The sequence below is a fragment of the Rhodococcus sp. D-46 genome, assembly GCF_011290655.1.
Taxonomy (GTDB): Bacteria; Actinomycetota; Actinomycetes; order Mycobacteriales; family Mycobacteriaceae; genus Rhodococcus_F; species Rhodococcus_F qingshengii.
The window spans coordinates 30,182-54,503 of record NZ_JAANTF010000016.1 but is presented as its reverse complement, the minus strand read 5'-3'; the positions used below and the strand labels follow the sequence as shown (position 1 = coordinate 54,503).

At 58.9% G+C, this 24,322-nt stretch carries 7 protein-coding genes; 5 read left to right on the top strand and 2 right to left on the bottom strand.

Going from position 1 to position 24,322, the window contains the following annotated elements; translation table 11 throughout:
* Both G9U53_RS31475 and G9U53_RS31470 read left to right on the top strand, forming a co-directional pair.
* Positions 1-1,293, top strand: coding sequence for an oligosaccharide flippase family protein (locus G9U53_RS31475; protein ID WP_269747013.1), 1,293 nt, complete (start codon positions 1-3; stop codon positions 1,291-1,293).
* A 59-nt stretch (positions 1,294-1,352) separates the two neighbouring features.
* Complete coding sequence (locus G9U53_RS31470; protein ID WP_054186723.1) at positions 1,353-2,459, top strand: DUF1972 domain-containing protein; 1,107 nt, start codon at positions 1,353-1,355, stop codon at positions 2,457-2,459.
* A gap of 977 nt (positions 2,460-3,436) precedes the next feature.
* Here the strand turns inward: G9U53_RS31470 and rfbB are convergent.
* The gene (rfbB, locus tag G9U53_RS31460) at positions 3,437-4,462 is read right to left on the bottom strand and encodes a dTDP-glucose 4,6-dehydratase (RefSeq protein ID WP_054186739.1); all 1,026 of its coding nucleotides are present in this window, start codon (positions 4,460-4,462) and stop codon (positions 3,437-3,439) included.
* Positions 4,463-4,580: 118 nt separating this feature from the next.
* Here rfbB and rfbA point away from each other — a divergent pair, with 118 nt between their 5' ends.
* Together rfbA and rfbC are read left to right on the top strand one after the other, a co-directional pair.
* A complete protein-coding gene (gene rfbA / locus G9U53_RS31455) occupies positions 4,581-5,450 on the top strand; it encodes a glucose-1-phosphate thymidylyltransferase RfbA (RefSeq protein WP_054186722.1) in 870 nt (289 codons plus the stop codon).
* Between the two features lie 5 nt (positions 5,451-5,455).
* Positions 5,456-6,079, top strand: a complete 624-nt coding sequence (gene rfbC / locus G9U53_RS31450) for a dTDP-4-dehydrorhamnose 3,5-epimerase (protein WP_054186738.1) — start codon at positions 5,456-5,458, stop codon at positions 6,077-6,079.
* 75 nt (positions 6,080-6,154) lie between these two features.
* Here the strand turns inward: rfbC and G9U53_RS31445 are convergent, their stop codons facing one another.
* Complete coding sequence (locus G9U53_RS31445) at positions 6,155-8,005, bottom strand: DUF4012 domain-containing protein (RefSeq protein ID WP_054186721.1); 1,851 nt, start codon at positions 8,003-8,005, stop codon at positions 6,155-6,157.
* Between the two features lie 190 nt (positions 8,006-8,195).
* Here G9U53_RS31445 and G9U53_RS31440 point away from each other — a divergent pair, with 190 nt between their 5' ends.
* Positions 8,196-24,281 (top strand): non-ribosomal peptide synthetase, encoded by a 16,086-nt coding sequence (locus G9U53_RS31440; RefSeq protein WP_054186720.1) that lies wholly within the window; start codon positions 8,196-8,198, stop codon positions 24,279-24,281.
* Positions 24,282-24,322 lie beyond the last annotated feature (41 nt).

The following is a 24,322-nucleotide window of genomic DNA, read 5'->3' as shown; positions in this document are numbered from 1 at the left end:
GTGGGCACGCGTGTATTACCTAATCGGCTAGCTGTAAGGCTGTTCCAGTTAATATCCGGAAACTCAGTCTCACTAGTTGCGGTCAGCCGACTGGTGTCCATGTTTCTGACACTGCTGACTGCACCACTTATAGCGCGTGCGATAGGACCCGATGGTCGAGGTGAAACCGCAACTGCGTTGGCAGCGTTTGGCATTGTTCCAATAGTGGTGGGGTTTGGTCTCCCCCTGGAGTTGAGACGGATAATCGCTACGCAGAATGTCCGATCCGCTATCCGGGCTTCGCGCGACATTTGCTTTCTTTTGATTTTTCCGTGTCTTATCATTGCACTTTTGCTGTATGTAACGATTTTCTCATCGATGCAGCTGAGTGTCGCGATTATTGCATCGACAGGTGTCGCTCTGGCTCCCTTGTGCATCAGCTGGCTTTGTGATCAGAGTGTTATGATAGCGAGGGAGAACTATCGATCAGTAGCCTATATACAGTTGGCGCAGCCGATTTGTTACGTTGGCCTTATTGTCATTGGATTCTCGGTTGATGTATTAACTGTCCAGTATGTGTTGATTGCAAATATATGCGGTATGATCGTGACCTTCTTAGTTGGTCTACACGTGTGTCGTGCATCGTTTTTCGGTACTAGGACTCGTCGTCGAAATCTTGTTCGAGGTGGCCTCAAATTTGCGGGTAGCGCCATTGCGGAGACCGCCACGAACCGATTGGATCAGCTTCTGGTACTTCCTCTTATTGGAGGTTTTGCAACCGGACTATATTCCGTCGCGGTGACCATATCTTCTATTCCGCTCAGCATCGGCCACGCCTTAGGCGCGCATTTCTTCAATGTCTCAGCAAAGAGTCCGGTGCCTGATCGCGCAGTATCGGGCGCATCGATCAGGCTGGGTTTCATTGCCGCTGCATTATGTGCTATTCCTATTTGTGTCGTTAGTCCGGTTGTAGTACCACTTATTTTTGGGGATGAGTTTTCGGCCGCCATTAATCTGGTCTTGATCTCTCAGGGGGGTTCAGTAATGATGACCTCTGCATATGTAGGGTCTATGGTGTTGGCGGGTCAGGGTGAAGGTAGGAGAATGTTGCTCGCGCAGGTATCCTCACTCGCCGTCGGTATCCCGCTACTATTCATTCTAGCCCCTCAATTCTCAGCGATTGGTGCGTCGATCGCGTCGGTTGCAGGGTATTTTACATTGCTTGTAATAGTTTCCATTTCGTTAGGCATCGGATTTCGAGATCTAATTCCTAGGTTGTCAGATGTGCGAAAAATTATTGTAGCAATGCGTTGATATATTCGTTTGACCAGGTTTCCTACTAGCAGGGTTTTCCGATTCGGGAAGGTTTGATTATGACAAGGTCCGTAGCTATTATCGGCTCGCGAGGGTATCCAAGTTACTACGGAGGGTTTGAGACTCTGGTTAGGGAGCTGGCCCCCCATCTAGCAGATTCGGGGTGGGATGTTTCAGTTTATGGTCGCCCGGCTGCAGTTGTGCGGTCGCATGAAGGTATTGATGATCGAGTTGTTTCTATCGAAACGAGAGGAGTGGAAAGTAAAGCGTTAAGTACGCTTTCTTATGGACTGACCTCGGTTGTGGATTCAGTTAGGCGGGTGCCGGATGTAGCGCTCGTGTTGAATGTCGCAAATGGATTTTGGTTACCCGCGCTGAAGGCGAGAAGAATACCTACTCTGGTGAATGTTGATGGAATCGAATGGGAGCGGGAGAAGTGGGGTAAGACGGCCAAATCTGTGTTCAAGGGCGGTGCCTGGATGACCGCGAAATTTGCGGACCGATTAGTAAGCGATTCTAAAGAAATCGCACGTAGGTGGGAGGCAGAGTTTTCGCGGTCTAGTGAGTTTATTCCGTATGGTGGCACTGTGCCCACCGATCGAACGATGCCGCTAGAGTTTGATGGACGCCCTTATGTCCTGATGGTCGCGAGGTTGGTTCCCGAGAACACTATTGCCGAATTCTTCGATGCCGCGGAGTTGCTAAGTTCGAAGTGGGATGTTGCGATTGTAGGGTCTTCCGGCTATGGAGGAGAACTTGAGGCGCGTGCCGATTCTCTGGCTCGTTCAAATGATCGAGTACATTGGTTCGGTCATCTGAGTGACGACGCGAAGCTGTTTTCTCTCTGGCAAAACTGCGCGACATACTTCCATGGTCACAGCGTTGGCGGCACTAACCCTGCACTCGTTCAAGCGATGGCGTGCGGGTCAGCGATTGTTGCTCGAGATACCGTATATAACCGTGAGGTGCTGGCGGAGTCGGCATTGTATACTGAGCCGCACTCCGAATCCATTGCGTTTGTAATCGATGGCCTCATGCATAGTTCTGTGCAGCAGGAAGCACTTCGGAAGGCTAGCAAGCGGCGCGCGGTTGAACACTATTCGTGGAGTGGCGTCTGTGCCCGTTACGAAAGCGTTCTCAGTGAACTGGCGGTTAGAACGGTTTAAAATGAGACAAGTTTCAATTGGTCACTGAAGCTTTCGAATTTCTTTCGCAGGAACTCCGCCGAATAGCATATTGTCCGGTATATTTCCGGAAACAATTGACCCTGCAGCGATCACTGCACCATGTCCGATCATGGCGCCAGGTAGGATAACGGAACGTGCTCCTATCCAGACACCATTACCTATGATTATTGGACGGGAAATAGCTTTGCCGCCTCTTTTTTCGCTTGGTCCGATTTCATGCGTGCTTGTTACGAATAGGACTTGCATTCCGATGTCGCAGTTGTTGCCTATGGAAATTTTGCTCGTTGTGTTGAACATGCAACCGTAATTGACGGATGATGCATTTCCTATGTGTATCCTTTTGCTTCCGAACCATACCCCTGGTGCAATGGTGCAGCGATAGACGTCCATGCCGTAAAGACGGTATCCTAGTGTTCTCAATTTGGTTGGGATAGCAGGTGAGGACAAGATTGTGTTTAGTATGATATCGCGCCAAAGTGATGGCCACTGGTTGCGTAACTTTTCGACGATTTTGGTGCAATTGGTGAGCGTACGAATTCGCTCGTGAGTCGACTGTGATGCATGTTGAGGGGGGTATTTCTTAATTGGAGTACTCCCTATTTAGTTGCTTAGTTTGGATCAGTGTAATGATCGGCTGAATTTGGCTTGGGGCGCTTGTCGTTCTGTGAAACCTTCGGAGATGTGGCGAGCGCTCATCCCGTCGCGTGTCCACAAAGGGGCGTCGGTGGTGATATTGAATGCTCGTTGTACGATTCACAACCTTTCTCACTCAAGCAATGTCTAAATTTTTCGTGCCTGTACCGTTCGTTGTCGAATGCGTTCCTTGTTCGATGTGTGAATTGGGGACCGTAAGTTCGACGCTGTTAGTTCAAGCCTACGTCTAACGCATATGGTACACAACAGACAAACAGTTGTGCGTCCCGTTATTGTGCGATAGATGGTTTGAGATATTCGATTTAGGTGTCGTTTCGTTGAGTTTGTGACACGACTGATTCAATTCGGGCATAGCAGGTTTCGGTTGCGACTTTCTGAGGTTGCCACCACTTCTCGTTTTCGCGGTACCAATCGACAGTCGCTTTTAATCCGCTGCGGAAGTCCACATATTGCGGTGCCCAGCCTAATTCGCTTCGTAGCTTCGTTGAGTCGATTGCATATCGCAGATCGTGTCCCGGGCGATCCGTGACAAAATCAAATGCATCCGATGGCTGACCGGTCTCTTCTAGGATCGCTTCGAGGACTTCACGGTTATTCTTCTCGCCGTCTGCCCCAATCAGGTACGTCTCACCTAAAGTGCCCTTCTCGATGATTGTCCATACCGCGTTATTATGGTCATCGACGTGAATCCAGTCCCGAACATTCTGGCCGGCACCATATAGCTTAGGGCGCCGACCACTGAGTATGTTCGTTATCTGACGCGGAATGAACTTTTCCACATGCTGATACGGTCCGTAGTTGTTGGAGCAATTCGAGATTGTGGCACGCACTCCGAATGACCGGGCCCATGCCCGGACCAGTAGATCACTGGATGCCTTGGTCGAGGAATAGGGACTTGACGGGTTGTACGGTGTTGTCTCCGTAAATCGGGTAGGAACCCCAAGTTTGATATCGCCGTACACCTCATCGGTGGAAATGTGGTGATAACGGACGCCATGTTCACGAACTGCCTGCAATAATGTTGTTGTGCCGATGATGTTGGTATGGACGAAAGCCCATGGGTCACTCAAACTATTGTCGTTGTGCGATTCAGCAGCGAAGTGGACAACAAGGTCGGACTCGTTGACGAGTTTGTCAACGAGGGGAGCATCGGCGATGTTGCCGTGGACGAGTTCGACCTTATCCGCGACGGAATCCAAGGATGCACGGTTGCCCGCATATGTGAGGGCATCAAGAACCGTTACTTCAACGTCGGGACGTTGGTCCACAGTTGAAAGGACAAAATTCGCGCCGATAAACCCGGCGCCCCCGGTTACGAGCAGTTTCATACCTTGTGACTCTACCGGAAAGTTCGGGTTCTGCCGAGTTGTAGACTGCTTGGTCAATTTGGTACTCATGATTAGTCGACGCGCGTGAATCGACTGGTATATGAGAGTATTAGCGACTATGCGCGGAATAATATTGGCGGGCGGAACTGGCTCCCGACTTCACCCGATCACAATGGGCATCAGCAAGCAACTCGTGCCTGTCTACGACAAGCCCATGATCTACTACCCACTGTCGACACTGATCCTCGCGAACATCCGCGACATCCTGATTATTACGGCTCCGCAGGATGCAGATCAGTTCAACCGGCTGCTCGGCGATGGCTCACAGTTCGGCATCAACCTCACCTATTGCATCCAACGGGAGCCCAACGGGCTCGCGCAGGCGTTCATCCTGGGCGCCGGCCATATCGGCAACGAGAGTGTGGCGCTCGTCCTGGGCGACAATATATTTTATGGTCCAGGCCTCGGATCGCAGCTGAACCGCTTTGGTGAGATCGCAGGTGGAGCTGTCTTCGCGTACCAGGTGGCCGACCCTTCTGCGTATGGTGTCATCGAATTCGACGTTGCGGGGAGGGCGATCTCGCTTGAGGAGAAGCCCAAGGTTCCGAAGTCGAACTTCGCAGTTCCAGGTATGTATTTCTACGATAACGACGTCATTTCCGTCGCTCGTGACCTGCAACCGTCGGAGCGCGGCGAGTACGAGATCACCGATGTCAACCGACACTATCTCGATGCCGGTCGGCTCCAAGTCGATGTCTTGCCCCGTGGTACCGCGTGGCTGGACACGGGTACCTTCGATTCGCTGCTTGATGCGTCGAATTACGTACGCACCATCGAACAGCGTCAGGGACTGAAGATTGGTGCACCTGAGGAAGTGTCATGGCGACAGGGATTCATCACCGATGATGAGCTCCGTGAACGGGCTGAGAGGCTCGTCAAATCTGGGTATGGACAATACCTTCTCAATATCCTCGATGGGAACGGGTGAGCGGCATGAGTTTTCGTGAACTGAAGATCGCTGGCGCTTGGGAGTACACCCCACGTCAGTTCGGTGACGACCGCGGCGTTTTCTTCGAGTGGTTTAAGTCGTCTGCCTTCAAGGAGGCGAGCGGACGGCGGTTGGAATTGGAGCAAGCGAACTGCTCCGTCTCTGCTGCTGGGGTTCTGAGGGGAATTCACTTCACCGATACGCCACCCGGGCAGGCGAAATACGTCACCTGCACGAAGGGTGCCTTCCTGGATGTGATCGTCGACTTAAGGGTTGGTTCCCCTACATTCGGCCAGTGGGAGAGCGTTTTGATCGATGACGTTGACCGTCGGGCGGTCTATGTGAGCGAAGGGCTTGGGCATGCAATCTTGTCGCTCGAAGATGACTCGACCGTGATGTATCTATGCTCGATCGAGTACACACCGTCACTCGATCGGGATCTCAATCCGTTTGATGCTGAGTTGGCGATCGAATGGCCCACTCGTGCCCGCGATGGAAGCGTTCTGACCTACCAACTCTCGGATAAGGACAAATCCGCTCCGACGCTGGCTGACGCACTCGCCGCTGGATACTTGCCAAAGTATGACGATGATGTCGCGCTAGTGTCGATTTCATCGGACGTGCGCTGATTGCTGATTGCCGGTTGGCCGGTAGCCAGGCCCCTGTCGCACGCGAGGCGGCGGGGGCCTGGCTACTGTGGTGACTTAGCAAGTAGGTACGTCGATTGTGACGGTAGGGTCGTCCACTATTGGCTGCACCGGTACGCGTGCTTCGCCGGCCGTGGTGGGTTCGGTGAGGTTGAAGTCAATATCCACTGTTTGGCCCTTTGGAATCTCGGCCAACGTCATAAAAACTGGCCTGCCAAGTTCCTGACCAGTCGAAGCGAAGGCGATCCTTCCGCCCACCGCTACCTTTTCCAACTTCGTTCCCTGCGTTGTGAGCAGCGAAACAGCAGCCATGTTGGTCCCCTGAGGCACATTCTTAGGATTTGCCACGATGCCATCCACGTAGTCCGGAAGATCCCCTGCCGGAGTGTTGTTCGTGAGACTGACCGTCACCTTCGAAGTCCGGGTATCGCCTTCGCAACTGCCAGCTGAGTACTTAATCGAGCGAGTCAAGTAGTAATCGAGCTTATTGCCGGCTTGGTTGTTGATCACGACACCTGCGTACGGTGCTTCATCGGTAGGCACGGTGTGTCCCAAACGGGTCGTGCCGAGCAGTGCCTGCTCGTCTGGACGTGAACTCCACACCGCGATTCGGCCTTCTGAAACGCCACGACCCAGGGCATCGAGAAGTGCGCTGGGCGAACTGACCTTGCCGGTCATCTTGTCTACCACAACCGCGGCGATCGTCTGTAGATATTGTTTACGTGCGTTGTTGTCATCCGCGAAACGTATATACGCGATTGACTCGGTGAGTTCCACGACATCGTCGGCTGTAACCTTTTCGCCGTCGGGCATTGCTACCGGACCCACAACTTCAAGAATGTAGCTCAGTGCAATTGGATCGATTGCGATAGCTCCGTCAACCATCTCGCCGTTTGACTCCTGCTTCCACAGCGACTGCCAAATTTGCGCTGCGTAAGGGAAGTGTGAACTGAGGTTGCTGTTGCGGAAATCGGTGGTGGGGCGGCTCCTTCCGTAGAGGTTGGCAAAGTCGGGGCCTAGGTCTATTGGACTGTTGTCCATGCTCAGTTCGGAGTTACTTCCCAAAGTGTCGACGGTCGCCGCACCATCGTTGACGCGGACAACGCCGTATCCGCCCAGAAGGCCGCCCGTGCCGCGGGCTTCGGCGTTTGTTTGGAATCCGATGAAGTAATTGCGCGGGCCGTCAGCTCCGAGCATCGATGGCACCAGGTGCGAGGCGGTCGCGGTGTTGTCGAGAAGTTTTGCCAGGTCGGCTGTTTGGTCGATGAGGGTGATTCGCGCATCGTTTACTACGCCGACGAAGGAGGCCTCCTGTACGGCATCAGCCCGGGTGGCTAGCTGTTTTGCGGCTTTTGCTGTCTGTTCGAGTGCGGGAGCGGCGTCCCGTAATGGTTCGAGGGCGATTCGTCCGCCGGACTGTATTAATTCGTCTGGTGCCAGGGCTGTTCCGGCGTCGACGGCTGGTAGTAGGACATCCTGTGTCAAGCCGTGTACGACGTCTGTCATCTGCTTGGTTGTTTCGAGGGGGCTACCGATAAACGGTATGGGGGAAAGGATGTTCCACGGTAGGGAATGGGTACCGGAGCGGGCCAGTGTTGCGTATTTGTCCGCATCGGCGGCTGAGCGTTTTGCTTCTTCGGTTTCTCCGGTCAGTAGTGCGTTTTTTGCAGCTTGGGCGTGATCGCGGGCGGCTTCGATATTGTCCTTGACTTGAAAAGCGGTGTATCCGATCCATACGGTGAAAGCCGCGATAACCAGTGCCGCAATGCCTAATCCGGTTGCGATGTTGCGTCGACGGTGTTTGGTTCCGACGCTTCGGCGGCGACGTACTCGGATTGGTGTGGTGGCCGTCGAATCCGACACACTAATTTCGTCGCGGGACTTAGGTCCTGGTGTGGGGCTAGACATTGCGAAGCGCTCCTGATTTTCGGGGTGGTGAGAGGCTACCGCCAGGGCAAGGGGTGCACCCCAGGTGGTGAGGGGGCACGTCGCACAGTAATGTGCGACGAGGCCGTAGGTGATGCGCGTTCAGATGGATTCACCGGCGAGGCCGACAATCTTTCGAAATAATAGTGTCGATGAAGCGAGGGGATAGATTTTGAACCCATTCCCGCTCTCTCGCGCGCAGCAAGCATTGTGGCTCGCCCAGCAGGTGAGCCCGTCGATCCCATTCGTTGTAGCACAGTATGTGGAAATTCGCGGCTTCGTTGATCTGTCGGTCCTAATTGAAGCGACAGATCGCGGAAGTAGAGAGATCGAGTCTGCCTTTGTACGTTTGATCCCGACGGAGGCAACTCCGCTCCAAACGGTCGACCCGTCCATCTCAGATGCACTTGGGTATGTCGACTTGAGGGGAAGCGAGAACCCAGTTGAAGATGCGCACCTTTGGATGACGCAGCGGTATTCGCGTCCCCTCGATGTGATGGTCGATCGCCTGATCGCCTCGACGCTGGTGCACGTGACCGAAAATCACTATTTTTGGTACTCGCAGGCACACCATCTCGTGCTCGACGGGTATGGGGCGATGACACTGATGAATCGGGTGGCATCGTGGTACACCCACCTGCTCGAAGATACGAAGCCACCGCCACTGCAAGCCCTCGGACTGCAGGCACTGCACGAGTTGGACGGGTCCTATCGTTCATCCGCCCGATTCGAAACAGACCGGCGATACTGGGCTACGCTCACTGCTGCTATGCCCGAACCAGTGCGTTTGAGCGAACGGCGCGCATCGCCGTCAATGCCACAACGCATGGTGACTCGAACAATGGATCCGGCGCTTACCCTACGGATCGCGGTCGCCTCCAAAACGTGGAATACCAGCGAAGTCCCGGTGATCGCCGGCGCCTACGCCTTGTACCTGGCGCGGATGACCGGAGCCACGGAAGTCGCTTTGAGCTTGCCCGTTTCCGGGCGGACCACTGCAGCCATGCGAAGTTCCGGTGGAATGCTCGCGAACATCGTGCCGCTTCGTGTCGCGATCGATCCCGAATCAACTCCGGCTGAACTCGTGAAGCAACTCTCCACACAGCTGACCGGAGCGCTACGGCATCAGCGCTTCCGCTACGAAGACATGCACACCCGCGGAGAGCATGATGGAACCCGCGATTCGGCGGGGCCGGCAGTGAACATCATGATGTTTCACGAAACGATTCGGCTGGGCGAGATAGTGGGAGAATTTCACCTCCTGACCTCAGGCCCGATCGACGACTTGTTCTTCAGCATCTATCCCTCGGTCGCCGGCACCGACCTGCGATTGGGGTTCGAAGCGAACCCCGCCCTCTACACCGCACGCGATCTGGACCTTCACTCCCGCCAATTCGAGCGCACACTCGACCAATTCGTGACCGTGCCGCCGAAGACCACCGTCGGGCAGATCGAGGTGCTCACCACTGACGAGCGTGGACTACTGGTCCCCAGCGCCGGATTGCCTGCACGCGAGCCGGCAACGCTCCCAACGATTCTTTCCATGGGGGCACACGTCGGCGGGAGCAGGAAAGTGGCTCTCCGAGCCACCGGACAAGAACTGACGTACGGCGAGCTCGGCAGCCTTGCGAACGTCCTGTGCACCAAGTTGGTGGACCGCGGTATCGGTCCCGGCGACGTGGTGGCGATCCTCGCCCCCCGTTCGGCGCAATCGGTGATCGCATTTCATGCCGTAGTCCGCTCCGGCGCCGCGCTGCTGTTCGTGGATCCCGAGTACCCGAGCGAGCGCATCGAATTCATGCTGACCGATGCCCGCGTGAGGGTTGCCCTCACATCACGAGCAATCCCACTGACGGCATGTGTCGAACAGGTCGGTATTGCCGACAGCGACCTCACTGAGGAGAGGGAGGGGGAGCGACTCGCACCGCGAGCTCCTTCGCTCGACGATGTGGCCTACGTGGTGTACACCTCCGGGTCGACGGGACAACCGAAAGGCGTTGCAGTTACCCATCGGGGTGCCACGTCACTGCTGAACGCTCATGTCCGGAACTTGGAGGTCGACGCATCAGCCCGGCTCGCCCACATGGCCGCGACGTCCTTTGACGTTGCAATGATGGAACTCCTTCTGGCACATGGGAGCGGCGCAACCGCAGTGGTGGTGCCGCCCGGGCTGGTCGGCGGGATAGACCTGGCGGACTACCTACGCATAGAACAGGTCACCCACCTGCTTGCCACTCCGGCTGTGCCATCGTCGATGACTCCAAGTTCGGTGCCGGATCTACGCACACTCAACGTCGGTGGCGAATCTCCGTCTCCTGACCTGATCGCGCAATGGTCACAGCACGTCAGAGTCGTCAATTCGTACGGTCCCACTGAGGCGACCGTAGCCGCAGTAATGAGTGAACCGCTGAAACCCGGCAGACGCCTCACCCTGGGTCGGCCGATCGACGGCGTTTCGGTCGTCGTGCTCGATTCTCGACTGCAGCCGAGCCCGATCGGCTCCACAGGTGAGCTGTATTTGATGGGCGCAGGATTGGCGCGCGGCTACGTGCGCCGAACAGCTCTCACCGCCGAGCGGTTTGTTGCCGCACCGTTCGCCGGGCCGTCGAACCGCATGTACCGCACCGGGGACCTGGTGCGCTGGACGATCGACCGGCAACTCGAATTTGTGGGACGAGCAGACCACCAGGTCAAGATCCGCGGTGTTCGTGTCGAACTGGGGGAAGTGGAAGCTACCCTCGCTTCGATCCCTGGTGTCGCATCGGCCCTCGCCGTGGTCGACGAGGGCAACATCGCAGCCTACGTCGTGCCGAGTTCCGGCCTGGCCGCCGAGGATCTCGACACGACGCTGATCATGGAACACCTCACGCAGGTACTGAGCGCTGCGATGCTGCCGACCACGTTGACCGTGCTCTCGACATGGCCGGTGACTGCGCACGGCAAAATCGACCGTGATTCCTTACCCTCTCCTCGACCCATCACACCCGCTACGCGGCAATCCTCCTTCGATCATCATGAAGATTTGGTTGCCACTGTCATGGCAGACGTACTCGGAATCCCCGCATTGACGGCGGACACCGACTTCTTCGCCGCAGGCGGAAACTCGCTGGCAGCGGTGTACGTCGCAAACAGGCTTGCCGCTGCACTGAACACACGTGTAGGGGTCCGCGACGTCTTCGACGCGCCGACTCCGTCTCGGCTCTCACACCGAATTCGCCGCTCTGACGACGAAACAGCACGACCAGAACCGGTGTCCGTCCCCGCCGAGACCGCGGTGCAACCTTCATTGGCGCAACAGCGACTTTGGTTGCTCTCGCGTATCGCTCCCGAATCGTCTGCCTACAACATTGCCTTCGAGGTGACCTTCGACGGACCCTTGGACGCCACCGCTCTCGCTCAGGCCTTCGGTGATGTCGAGCACCGGCATCCCGTCTTGCGGACGACATATCCGAGCGGTTCCTCCGGCGCACCCGTGCAAAGCCTCCAACACGGTACGACAACTCTGACGCCGGTACCGATCGAGGAATACGAGGGCCTTGCGGCGGACGCGGCCCGACGAGGGTTCGACGTGACCTCGGAGGTGCCTCTCAGATTGGTGCTCACGTCCTTTGGGGACCTCGAACATCGACTGACGGTCGTCGCTCATCACATTGCGGTGGACGGACTTTCGTTCGCAACTGTCGTCGCTGACCTCGCTGAGGCCTATCATGCCCGTTGCCGAGGAACGAACCCCGACTGGCCCACTCGGCAGCTCGATTATCGCGACTTCTCGCTGTGGCAGCGGGGTGTGCTCGGCGATCGATCAGATGCAGGAAGTCTCGCTCACGAACAGTTGGCATTCTGGGGCAGTGTTTTGCACGGTCTACCAGCACATTTGGTTCTACCCACCGACGGGAGACGTCGGCCCGGAGTAGAACCAGCGGCGGGGTCCCTCCGATTCGAGATACCGGCAAACATTCACACGAAACTGACTATGATTGCGCGCCAACAGAATGCCACCCTCTTCATGGCGTTGCACGCGGTGCTCGCGATTCTGCTCCACAAGATTACGGGCGCAGAAGATTTCGCTATCGGGACACCCACATCCGGGCGTACGCACCCGGCCTTCGATTCCACGGTAGGCATGTTCGTCGGTACAGTCGCGCTCCGTACCCGCACCCGGCCAGCCGACACCTTCGTCGAATTTCTCGAGCAGGTGCGAGAAGTCGACCTCGCCGCAATGTCCCACGCGGACGTACCTTTCGACTGGGTAGTCGATCGGGTGGCGCCACATCGAGGTCACAGCAGGAATCCGCTCTTTCGTGTAATGCTTGCTCTCGATGTAGTCGATCCCGACATCGGAGCTTCATTCGGTTCGCTCCACGCAAAGGGCGTAAGTATCGCGCCCGAGCATGCGCGGTTCGATATCGAGATGACCGTTCGGGAGGATTTTCTCGCCAACGGAGCACCCGGAGGAATCGAAGGATCACTCCGCTACGCCAGTGATCTGTTCGGTGATGAGACAGTGTCGAAGTGGATGGAACGGCTACTGCGAGTATGCGAAGCGGTCACCACCGACCCCCACATCACTCTTCGGGCTGTGGACGTACTGAGCAGTGAAGAACATACCGAAAACACCGAAAATGCCCATATCGAACCCGCGCCCCTCCTCTCGGCACGAACGCCCATTGAACTGTTTTTGAGGCAGGCCGCGGCACACCGCGACGCAATCGCCGTCGGCGCAGGCGGAAACCACGTCACCTATGGCGAACTCGAGCAGCGCTCGGCAGAGCTCGCCGGCGCGCTGATCGAGCGCGGCGTCCGAGTCGGTGATCGGGTCGCGATTGCCGTACCGCGCTCGGCGGAGTTCGTGTTAGCAGTGCTCGCAGTCGTCCGGGCGGGCGGTGTCTATGTTCCGGTTGATCTCGCCTACCCCGACGCGCGAATCGAGTATCTGCTCTCCGACGCCGCACCGACACACCTGCTGTGCACCAAATCCGCTGTCTCACAGTTGGAACATTTCGGCTGCGATTTAGTTGACGTCGGCGCGGTCGGTGATCCGGGCATTGCACGGCGCCGCCGGGCAATGCCCGGGCAAGACGCGTACGTGATCTACACATCTGGCTCAACCGGCGCGCCCAAAGGCGTTGTAGTTTCCCACGCCAACATCGCTGCGCTTTTGGCGTCCACCACCCACATTTTCGACGTCGGAGCGAACGACGTGTGGACGATGTTCCACTCGGGCTCTTTCGACTTCTCGGTGTGGGAGATGTGGGGCGCGTTGGCAACCGGAGGGCGGTTGGTCCCGGTCGACCCGTATGTCGCTCGCTCCACTGCCGAATTCGTCGAGTTGGTGGTGCGAGAAGGAGTGACTGTTCTCAACCAGACCCCGTCAGCCTTCTACGTTCTCGCAGCGCACACCGACACTGTCGACCTTCCGGTGCGTCTGCTGATCTTCGGCGGCGAGCCTTTGGACCTTCATCCGGTCCGCCGATGGCTTGATCATCACCGGGACACGCGGGCAGTGAATATGTTCGGGATCACCGAAACAACGGTGCACGTCACGGCATTCGAGATCTGCACTGGACACCAAGAAGAGGAGGCGTCTCCCGAGACGAACGCCGAATCGATGATCGGCTCGGCCCTTCCAGGATTACGAACTTACGTACTGGATGCATCGTTGCGGCAGGTGCCGGAAGGCTCCATCGGTGAGCTGTATGTTGCCGGACCCCAAGTCTCCTCTGGGTACTCCGGTAAGCCGGCGTTGACCGCGACCAGGTTTGTTCCCGAACCCGGCTTCGCCAGTTCGGTGATGTATCGCAGTGGCGACCTTGTGCGTGCCAGGGACGCGGCACTGACCTTCATCGGCCGGGCCGACAGCCAGATCGAGCTTCGCGGATACCGAATCGAACCGGGGGAGATCGAGTCGGTATTACTGCGCCGACCTGAGATCACACAGGCGGCTGTCGTTCTGCGTCATTTGCCTACCGGGCCGGCGCTCGTCGGTTACATCGCGCCCGACGTCGAGCTGAACGTCAAAGCGATCGCCGCGGATTTGCACGACCAACTGCCTGCGCACCTGATTCCTTCGCTGATCGTGCCGCTACCCACTTTGCCGACCACGACGCACGGCAAACTGGACCGAGATGGCCTGCCGGACCCGGCTCCACATCAACCGCGCGCGCGCCTGCCACGTGACCCCATGGAAGAAGCCGTCGCGGCGGTATTCAGTGAACTCCTGCACCTCGAAGCCGTTGATGTCACACGCAGCTTCTTCGACCAAGGCGGCAATTCTCTGATTGCAACGCGATTGGCCGTGCGTCTGAGCGAGGTCTTCGACATCGACATCGACGTGCGAGAGGTATTCGAGCACCCGACAGCGAGCGCGCTCTCCGCGAACATCGGGGCCCGAATCGGCCCCTCGGGCACGGGAAGCGGGCGCAACCGCATTCCGCTCGCGCCCACAGAACACGATGCGGAACCGGTCTTGTCCCCGGCTCAACATCGCATGTGGATACTCAACCAGTTCGACACCGCCGCAGCGGGATACAACATTCCCGTACTCCTGCGTATCGAAGGAGACGTCAATACTGCCGCATTGCGCGAAGCCACCGAAGACGTCGTCCGACGACATGAAACCCTCCGGACCATCTACCCGATCGGCACAGACGGCGTGCGCCAACTGGTGCTCGACCCAGACCTGGTCGCACCGACACTCCTCCCCGTGCCGACCGACGTCGACTCGGTCATCGACCGAGTCGCGGAACTGGTAGGGACGGGATTCGACGTCACCGTCGACCCTCCCCTTCGCGCCGAGCTTTTCCACATCGACGACCGCACACATCTTCTGGCGCTGATAATCCACCACATTGCCGCAGACGCCTGGTCGATGGACGTCTTGATCCGAGATGCCCTCACCGCATACTCCGCCCGAGCGGCAGGCACCGCACCCACATGGACACCGCTGCCGATCCGCTACATCGATTACAGCATCTGGCAACGTGACTCAGGGGTGCCGGACCACGTCACGGACTACTGGCTACGGAACCTCGCGAATTTACCCGAACAAGTGACGTTGCCGCTCGACCACCCCCGACCGCTAACCGCGTCCGGTCGAGGCAGATCGCATCACGTCGACATCGACGACGGCGTGCACACGATGATCGGTACCCTGGCGCGAGAGCACCGCGCCACCATGTTCATGGTGATGCACGCCGCGCTTGCTGTGCTCCTCTCGCGGTACACCGGCAGCTCCGACGTCCCGATCGGGACGGTGTCCGCAGGTCGATCCGACCCGCAGCTCGACGACCTCGTGGGAATGTTCGCCGGAACATTGGTCCTACGAACCGCAGTCGACCGAACAGCCTCGTTCGCCGATTTCCTCAGCCACGTTCACCAGCAAGACCTCGCCGCCTACGCCCACGCAAACATGCCTTTCGAGACGTTGGTCGAACTTTTGAACCCGATGCGATCCCCCTCGCATCATCCGCTGTTCCAGGTGGCGCTGTCTTTCCAGGCTGCACGCCCGACGACGTGGGAGCTACCGGCGCTGACCCTCGCCCCGATGACCGCGGAATTCGAACACGCGAACTTCGATCTGCAACTCAACATCACGGACACCGCCGACGGGCGGCCGATGCGGTTGGAATTCGCCTACAACGCCGACTTGTTCGACGACGCGACCGTATGCGGCTTCGCCGAACGATACGTACGGGTACTCGAACAGGTCGCTAAGGATCCTGGGGTGCTTCTGGGCCGTGTCGATCTCCTCGACGCCGCCGAACGCTCGGCGCTGTTACCCGCTCGTGGTACCGGAAGTGCCGCGGGAACCAGCTTGGCGTCGATGCTCACCCGCGGGGTACAGATCGCGCCGGATGCGCTCGCGGTGCGCGGCGGCGGTGAGGAACTAACCTATCGTGAGCTCGATCGTCGCTCGGATGACGTCGCTGCCGACTTGCGTGCTGCTGGTGTCGGTCCGGAACGGTTCATTCCATGGACAGCGGACCGGACGGTGGACTCCATCATCCGGCTGTGGGCGATTGCCAAGACCGGAGCAGCACCTGCCCTGGTCGACCCCGCGCACCCACCTGCTCGCACCGTCGATGCTCTCAGCCCGGCTGGAGCCGGCGCATCTCTGCCCGAGGACCGAATCGTAGAGAAGGCGCGAGACGCCAGTGCGGCATACGTCGTGTTCACCTCCGGCACCTCCGGCACCCCCAAAGCGGTCGTGGTCACCCAGGCGGGCCTGGGTGCGCTGGAGGCGGATCTGGCAACCCGCTACCACGCAGTTCCCGGCTCACGAGTCCTACACCGCGGTGCTCCCGGATTCGACATGACTCTCTTGGAAGTGCTGATCGCTGGATCGAGTGGGGCAGCGCTGATATTGGCCTCGGATGTCGAGCTCGCCGGCCGTGCGTTCACCACCCTGCTCGAACGTGAACAGATCACACATCTGTGCATCACCCCCACAGTGATGAACACCATCGGCGCCCCCGACCTGCCCGATCTGGAAATGGTGATGTTCGGCGGAGAACGACTGAGCGCCGAACTGATAGAACGGTGGTCACAGGGACGCAGAGTAGTCAACGGGTACGGCCCGGCCGAAGCAACCATGTACACGGTGGCGACCGAACCACTGACCGCGGCCGCCCAAGACATCCCGATCGGATATCCGATTCCCGGCGTCGACGCTCTCGTTCTCGACGACTACCTGGAACCTGTGCCGCCCGGCGTAACCGGAGAGTTGTATCTTGTCGGTGCCGCGCTGGCGCGCGGGTACGCCGGACACCCGGAGTGGACCGCTGAACGCTTCGTGGCAGCGACGGGAGGCACGAGAATGTATCGAACCGGTGATCTGGTCAGATGGAAGCACACCGACAAGGGCCCTCGACTGCACTACCTCGGCCGCAATGATGCGCAATTGAAAATCAACGGCGTCCGAGTCGAACCCGCCGAAATCGAATCGGCGATCGCGGCGATCGTCGACGTCGACTTTTGTGCCACGATCCTGCAACCCAGTACGGCGGAGACGTCGATTCTGCTTACTTATGTATGGCGTCACCGCGACACCCACCTCGACGGCGACGATCTACGCAGGAAATTGGCGGACGTGCTGCCCGCGTACATGGTTCCCGCAGCGGTCGTGGTCCTCGAAAGCGCTCCGCCCGTCGTGAACGGAAAGTTGGACGCTCGAGCGTTGCCCATCCCCGAGAAATCAGTTGTGTCCTTCGAACCCCCTCACACCGATATCGAGCGCGCCGTGGCAGAGGCTTTCGCGGCAGTACTCGGAAACCATGAAATAGGGCGCGGCACACACTTTTTCGACCAAGGTGGAAATTCGCTGCTAGCCACCCAGGTCAGTTCGCGTCTGAGAACAGACCTCAGGCGGGCGATCTCACTGAAGTTGTTGTTCGCACACCCCACCGTGGCGGAACTGGCTGCGGCATTGGAAGAATCACCCCCCGAACCGGACATCACAACGATCGCCGCCCGAACCCGGCCGGATGACATTCCACTTTCCCGTCAGCAGCACCGGATGTGGGTACTGAACACACTCGACACCAGCAGCAGTGCCTACAATTTGCCCCTCGCCGTGCATCTACGCGGACGACTCGACGTTGCCGCGCTCGAACACGCAGTCAACGAAGTGCTCGGAAGGCACGAAATCCTCCGAACCACGTACCCCCAGCGTCCGCCAATCCAACGGATCCTTCCGGTACCGACGCTGACCCTCGAACCGCATCCTCTCGCCGACACTGCGCTGGACGACGCACTGCACACATTCGCGTCCCAAGGCTTCGATGTCAGCACACAACTACCAATTCGTGTCCGACTGTTCATGCTCTCGGCGGACCACCATGTCCTGGGCGTGAACCTGCACCACATTGCCGCTGACGGAGGCTCATTGGCGCCCCTCGTTCGCGACGTTCTGGCGGCATACGCTGCCTACCGCGACCGAACGCTCCCTTTTTGGGATCCGCTGCCGATCCAGTACGCCGACTACGCACTGTGGGACCACGAAAGCGAAACTGCCACGGAATCGGTACGCCATTGGCAATCCGCGCTTTCCGAAGTCACCACGGTCTCGCCCCTGATTCCCGATCGCCGAGCTTTGGGTGGGCTGCGAGAGGCGGGACGAGAGTCGTTTTCACTGTCTGCCCAGGCGACCGCGGCCGTGGCGAAATGGGCTAGCCGTGCGCACGCAACGCCCTTCATGATCTATCACGCGGTGCTGTCTGCAGTTCTTCATCGGTTGAGCGGGACCCCCGACATCGTGATTGCCACCGCAGTCGATACGCGGCGCTCGACTGCTCTGGACGGATTGATCGGAATGTTCGTCGACACCGTCCCGCTGCGAACGCATGTGCACGGAAACCTGACGATGGAACATCTCCTGGATCAAGTGCGCGATGCAGATCTGGCAGCGTTCGAGCACAGCGCTGTACCGGTCGAGGTCCTGAGCGCCATGCTCGGTGGCCGAACACCGCAGGTCGCGCTCGCACTGCAGAACTTCACCGTTCCACACCTCGACTTCCCTGACCTTGCCGTCAGCGTCATTGAAATCGACACCGGCGCAGCGAAATTCGATATGCAAATCTCGCTGACCGAGAGAATGGACGGACGCACGGACGGCCTCGTCATCTACAGCCGTAAGTCATTCGAGGCCGCGACAGCGAGATCGGTCGCCGACCTGTTCACCGACGTCATGAGTCATGCGCTCGCCGATCCGTCGACGACGGTGGCCGCCGCGACCACGATCTGTGCTCCCGCGTGGGCGTCGACGCCAGTGGATACTTCTCGAACTCTGGCCGAGATTCTCACGGCGACCGCAGCACGGTTTCCCCACCACATTGCAGTCAGTGATGGCACACGGACCCTGAACTATCGTGAGCTCGATGACGCTTCGAACATGATCGCGCGAGACCTCGTTGCTGGAGGGGCCGGACCGGGAGCAGTACTGGAGATCGACGCAGTGCGGTCGATCGAGTACATCGTCCAACTCTGGGGAATCACCAAATCCGGAGCCGCGTTCGCTCCGATCGCCCCCCATCTCCCGGACGTCCGTCGAGACCAGATGCGTACAGTCCTCCAACCCCTCAGCCCGGCCCCGGGCAGGCAGATTCCGGAGGCCATCGCCTACGTCATACACACGTCTGGTTCGACCGGCACCGCCAAAGCAGTCGCGGTGACGCATCAGGGCCTGGGCGCACTCACGGACGCGGCAGTCCATCGATACGGAATGCACTCGGATTCGATTGTCCTGCAGGGGTACAACCCCAGCTTCGACGCAGCCCTACTCGAGATAATGCTCGCCTTCGGCTCGGGAGCAACACTGGTGATTGCGCCGACCGATGTGTACGGAGGTCGAGAACTCGAGAAGTTCGTCAACAAAAACTGCGTCACGCACTTGTTGTCGACGCCTGCAGTGCTCGAGACGATGGATCCGGACAATCTGCCACTACTCGAACTCATTGCAGTCGGTGGTGATGTTCTGTCGACTCGGACAGCACACACCTGGAGTCGCCGAACACGGATGCTCAATGCATACGGTCCGACAGAAAGTAGTGTCGTGGCCACCCTCGCGGAGATCGACGTGCGCTCGGAGACCGAAATCGGAATCGGCGCGCCCATCGACGGCACCGGGGCCGAGGTACTCGATTACGGACTGCGACCGATTCCGTTCGGGGGAGTGGGGGAGCTCTATCTGAACGGTCCTGGACTCGCGATGGGGTATATCGGAGATCCGGCGACGACTGCCAGCGCCTTCGTAGCGGCACCGGAGGGCGCGCGACGATATCGTACCGGGGATCTGGTGCACCGCAGATCGGATGGCACACTCGGCTTCCTCGGCCGGACGGACCGTCAGGTCAAAGTTCGCGGCGTACGAATCGAACCGGCTGAAATCGAAGCCGTCCTGCGTGCACAACCTGGCGTAAAAGCCGCTCATGTGATTTTGGTCGACGACGTGATGACCGCATTCGTCGTCGGATCCGGTCCCGGGTACGACGAGAACGAACTCAAGCGTGAATTGACCGTGCAACTTCCCCGATACCTCGTCCCGACACGCATCATCACACTGGCTGCCCTGCCTCTGACCACCAACGGGAAAGTGGACGTCGATACATTGCGCACATACCTCGGAAACCGCACTGCAGAGATTGGACCACTCACACCCACCGAAGAACTCGTGACATCAGTGATGTCACACCATCTTCCGCACACTGTCGGTGTAAACCACGATTTCTTCGAATCGGGGGGAGACTCGCTGTCCGCCACGGCCGTCGCCGGCAGGTTGTCGGCAGCCTTCGGCCGCGAGGTACCCGTTCATGAGGTGTTCGAGAATTCGACGCCGCGTGCGATGGCACGATGGCTCGATTCAGCTGACGAGATCTCCGCCCGCCCGCCCCTCCTCCCACGCAAAAGTGGTGACCGTATTCCGTTGGCCCCTGCTCAGCAACGGATGTGGTTGACCGCGCAACTTCATCCCGACTCATCGGCATACCACCTCGTCTTCGCCGTTACCCTCGACGAGGACCTCGACCTCGACTCGTTAACCGCGGCGGCCAACGATGTGCTGACACGACACCGCATTCTGCGCACCGTCTTCCCATCCGACTCCACCGGGCCACACCAGGTCGTGACCGACACAAAACCCGTCGAGTTCGACCCCATCATTGTCGACGACTTGCACCAGAGCGCAGCGATATTCGCGTCGTCCCCGTTCCGGCTCGAGCGCGAGACGCCGGTGCGCGCGCAGGTGATGGTCGACCCGGCCGGCACTCGGGCCCTCGTACTGGTAGTGCACCACATCGCCCTCGACGGCGGTTCGATGGACGCGGTGCTCTCAGACCTCGGCACCGCACTGTCCGCGAGAGTCGTTGGACGTCAACCTATGTGGGATCCGCTGCCCCTCGACTACCACGATTACAGCGCGTGGATGAGTGCGGTGCTCGGACGACCGAACGATCCGACATCCCTGGCTCATCGCCAATTGAATTACTGGACAACAGTTCTCGCCGGTGCGGAAGAGGCCCTCGCGCTTCCGACCGATCGACCCCGACCCGCAATCGCATCGCAACAAGGCGCTCTGGTCCACGACACCGTGGACGGGGATCTCTACGAAAGCCTCACGTTATTGGCCCGCTCACGCGGAGTCACCGTGTTCATGCTCGTACACAGCGTGCTCGCCGTTCTTCTCGCGCGCGAAAGCGCGACCGACGACGTAGTGGTCGGCACAGCAGTCAGTCTGCGCAATAGTCCGGATCTGCTGGGGATGGTCGGCATGATGGTCGGCACCGTCGCGCTTAGGACGACCATCGACCAGCGAATGCCGTTCTCCGAACTCCTCGATCACGTCAGAGAAGTCGATCTGGGCGCAATGGCCCATGCAGACGTTTCCTTCGACGACGTGGTCGCACGGATTGCACCGCCGCGCAGAACCAATGAGCAACCGCTCTTTACCGTGATGCTCGCCTATCAACGCACGAACACCCTGCACGACGTACCCGGAATCACTCCACTCCAGCAGTCACAGACGCAAGCGCCGGGCGAAGAGCGCGTTGCTGCAGACTACGATTTGACCTGGGACATCACCGATCTCGGAGATGCTCTACGCGTGCGATTACTTTATGCCACCGACCTGTTCGAGCGCACGACTGCCGAACTCCTGACCCAACGATTCGCTCGCATACTGAAGCACATCGCGGCCCACCCGCACACCGGCGTGGGAGATATCGATCTCCTCACCGCTATCGAACGGGCGAGCCTACCTCACCAGGGACGGCACTCCGTTCCACCACGATCTCTGGCCGACATGTTCGAACATGCCGCCACCAATGCCCCCGAATCTGTAGCCCTCGAAGTCGACGGTCGGCATACGACCTACCGCGAACTGTTCGACCAGTCCACCCACTGCGCTCAGGAGCTCGTGGACCGCGGCATCGGACCCGACGACGTCGTCGCGATCGCCACCGGACGAGGTCAACCATGGCTAGTGGCACTGTGGGCCGTAGCCAGAGCGGGCGCCGCCTGGGTGCCCCTGGATCTGAGTCAGCCGCGCGACCGACTCGAGTGGATCGTCACCGACTCACGCGCGACCGTCGGACTCTCGGGGGACACCGCGAACCCCGACCTTCCCTCGCAGCTGGACTGGATCCCCGTCGTTCCGGTCGGACGAACCGCCACGACGCTGACGGGTGCACGAACGGCGAGCCCTGACAACCTCGCTTACGTCATCTACACCTCCGGATCCACCGGCGCACCCAAAGGCGTTGCAGTATCACATCGTGGGCTGGCAAACATTTGTGCAACTCACCACGCGACGCCCGATCCCGACACCGACACGCGTGTACTCCAGGTGGCATCGCCCACCTTCGACGCCGCGGTCCTTGAACTGTTGCTTGCGGTCTCAACGGCCGGCACCTTGATCATGGCACCCGATTTCGTCTTCGCCGGACGTGAACTGACGGAGTTCGCGATTCACCACCAAATTACCCACCTGATAGCGACACCCACCGTCCTCTCGACGATGGACCCGCGTGCGCTCCCCTCGATGGTCGTCGAATCAGTGGGTGAACCATTGAGCGCCGACCTCGCCGAGCAGTGGTCGCGTAACCATCGCCTGTTCAACGGGTACGGACCGACCGAAACGACCATCGCGGCAACGACATCACCGCAAATTGTTCATGCAGACGTCACTATCGGGACCCCGGTTCACGGGGTCACGGCATTGGTACTCGACACGCGATTGAATCCAGTCCCGGACGGGGTAACAGGCGAGCTCTACATTGCCGGTGACAATCTTGCTCGCGGATACATCCACGCATCACCGCGCACGGCCGGCCGATTCGTCGCCGATCCCTACCATCGCGGCGCACGAATGTACCGCACCGGTGACCTCGTTCGCCGGCGGAGACGTGACGGACTGCTCGAATTCATCGGTCGCAACGATCAACAGGTAAAAATTCGAGGCATTCGTGTCGAACCCGCTGAACTCGACGCCGGGTTGCGGAGACACCCGGCGGTGACGTTCGCGACGACCATAGTCTCGTCGCAGACGGCAAAGCACATCCAAATGTCCTCGTACGTAACGGTCAACGATGCCACGGTCGACGCACATGACATCCGGATGTTCGTCTCCGCAGTCTTGCCCCGCCACCTCGTACCGGCCACCATCACAGTGTTGGAGACCGTCCCGTTACTACCCTCGGGAAAACTCGACAGGCTCGCCCTACCTTCACCGGATCACCGCCACGACCATGTCGGCGAATCACCGCAGACCGAAATGGAAGTCGTGATCGCGGAAACCTTCACGCGCAACACCGCAGCGGAGACGGTCGGTCGCCATGACAACTTCTTCCTCATCGGTGGTACGTCCATGGGCGCAGTAGATGTCGCAGCCACATTGCGGGATCATCTCGACCGTGAGGTACAAGTTCAGTGGATTTTCACCCACCCGACCGTGGCCGAACTCGCCACACTGATCCAAACCGGTGAAAGGTCCCATTCCATGGACACCGTGATCCGCTTGGGTGGGGATCCTCAAAATCTGCGCCCGCCCCTTTTCTGCATCCATCCGGTCAGCGGAATGGCTTGGTGCTATGCGGAAATGGCGCAGCATCTCGGCGGGCGTCGTGTCTACGGCGTGCAAGCCAGCGGTGCCGGTGAGCTGCCCGGAACAATTGCCGCGCTCGCTGAGCGATACGTGCACGCGGTGCGCTCGGTCCAGCCACAGGGCCCATACCATCTTCTCGGATGGTCGCTCGGCGGAACGCTGGCACAGGAAATAGCTGTGCAACTCGCGCATTCCGGAGAAGTAGTCGGATCAGTCGTGATGCTCGATACCTTGCCGCCCGAAATGATCCCGATCAGACAAAGCGCCCCAACGCCGGGCGAATTGTTGCTCGAGCTCGGACTGGGGGGAACCGGCACACCCAACGGGTCGCCAATGACATTCGAACAAGCCGCCCACGAAATTCGCCACAGAACACACTTGGAGTTCATCACAGCGGATCTTCTCGAAGCAGCGACAGCGCGAGTGGAGAAACTCGCCGGGATGGCCAGCGATCACGAACCGAACCAATATGCTGGCCGCGTGGACCTCGCTGTGGCACAGAAATCTATTGGGCGAGAACACGATCTGGCGAAGAGATGGTCGAAGCGTGTAGCGACGGTTTGTGAGCACCCTGTCGATGCTGCACATGCCGAGATGCTGACACCTGCCGTCCTACCGCACGTTCTGCGCATCTTACGACGTGCGGAAGGCCACGATTCGACATAGAACAACGACCGACAATTTGTCTTCAACGTCGTCACACCGAC

Bases quoted from the DNA above. Each gene is read 5' to 3' on its own strand.
- G9U53_RS31470 (WP_054186723.1), top strand. From the start codon at position 1,353: ATGACAAGGTCCGTAGCTATTATCGGCTCGCGAGGGTATCCAAGTTAC.
- rfbB (WP_054186739.1), bottom strand. From the start codon at position 4,462: ATGAAACTGCTCGTAACCGGGGGCGCCGGGTTTATCGGCGCGAATTTT.
- rfbA (WP_054186722.1), top strand. From the start codon at position 4,581: ATGCGCGGAATAATATTGGCGGGCGGAACTGGCTCCCGACTTCACCCG.
- rfbC (WP_054186738.1), top strand. From the start codon at position 5,456: ATGAGTTTTCGTGAACTGAAGATCGCTGGCGCTTGGGAGTACACCCCA.
- G9U53_RS31445 (WP_054186721.1), bottom strand. From the start codon at position 8,005: ATGTCTAGCCCCACACCAGGACCTAAGTCCCGCGACGAAATTAGTGTG.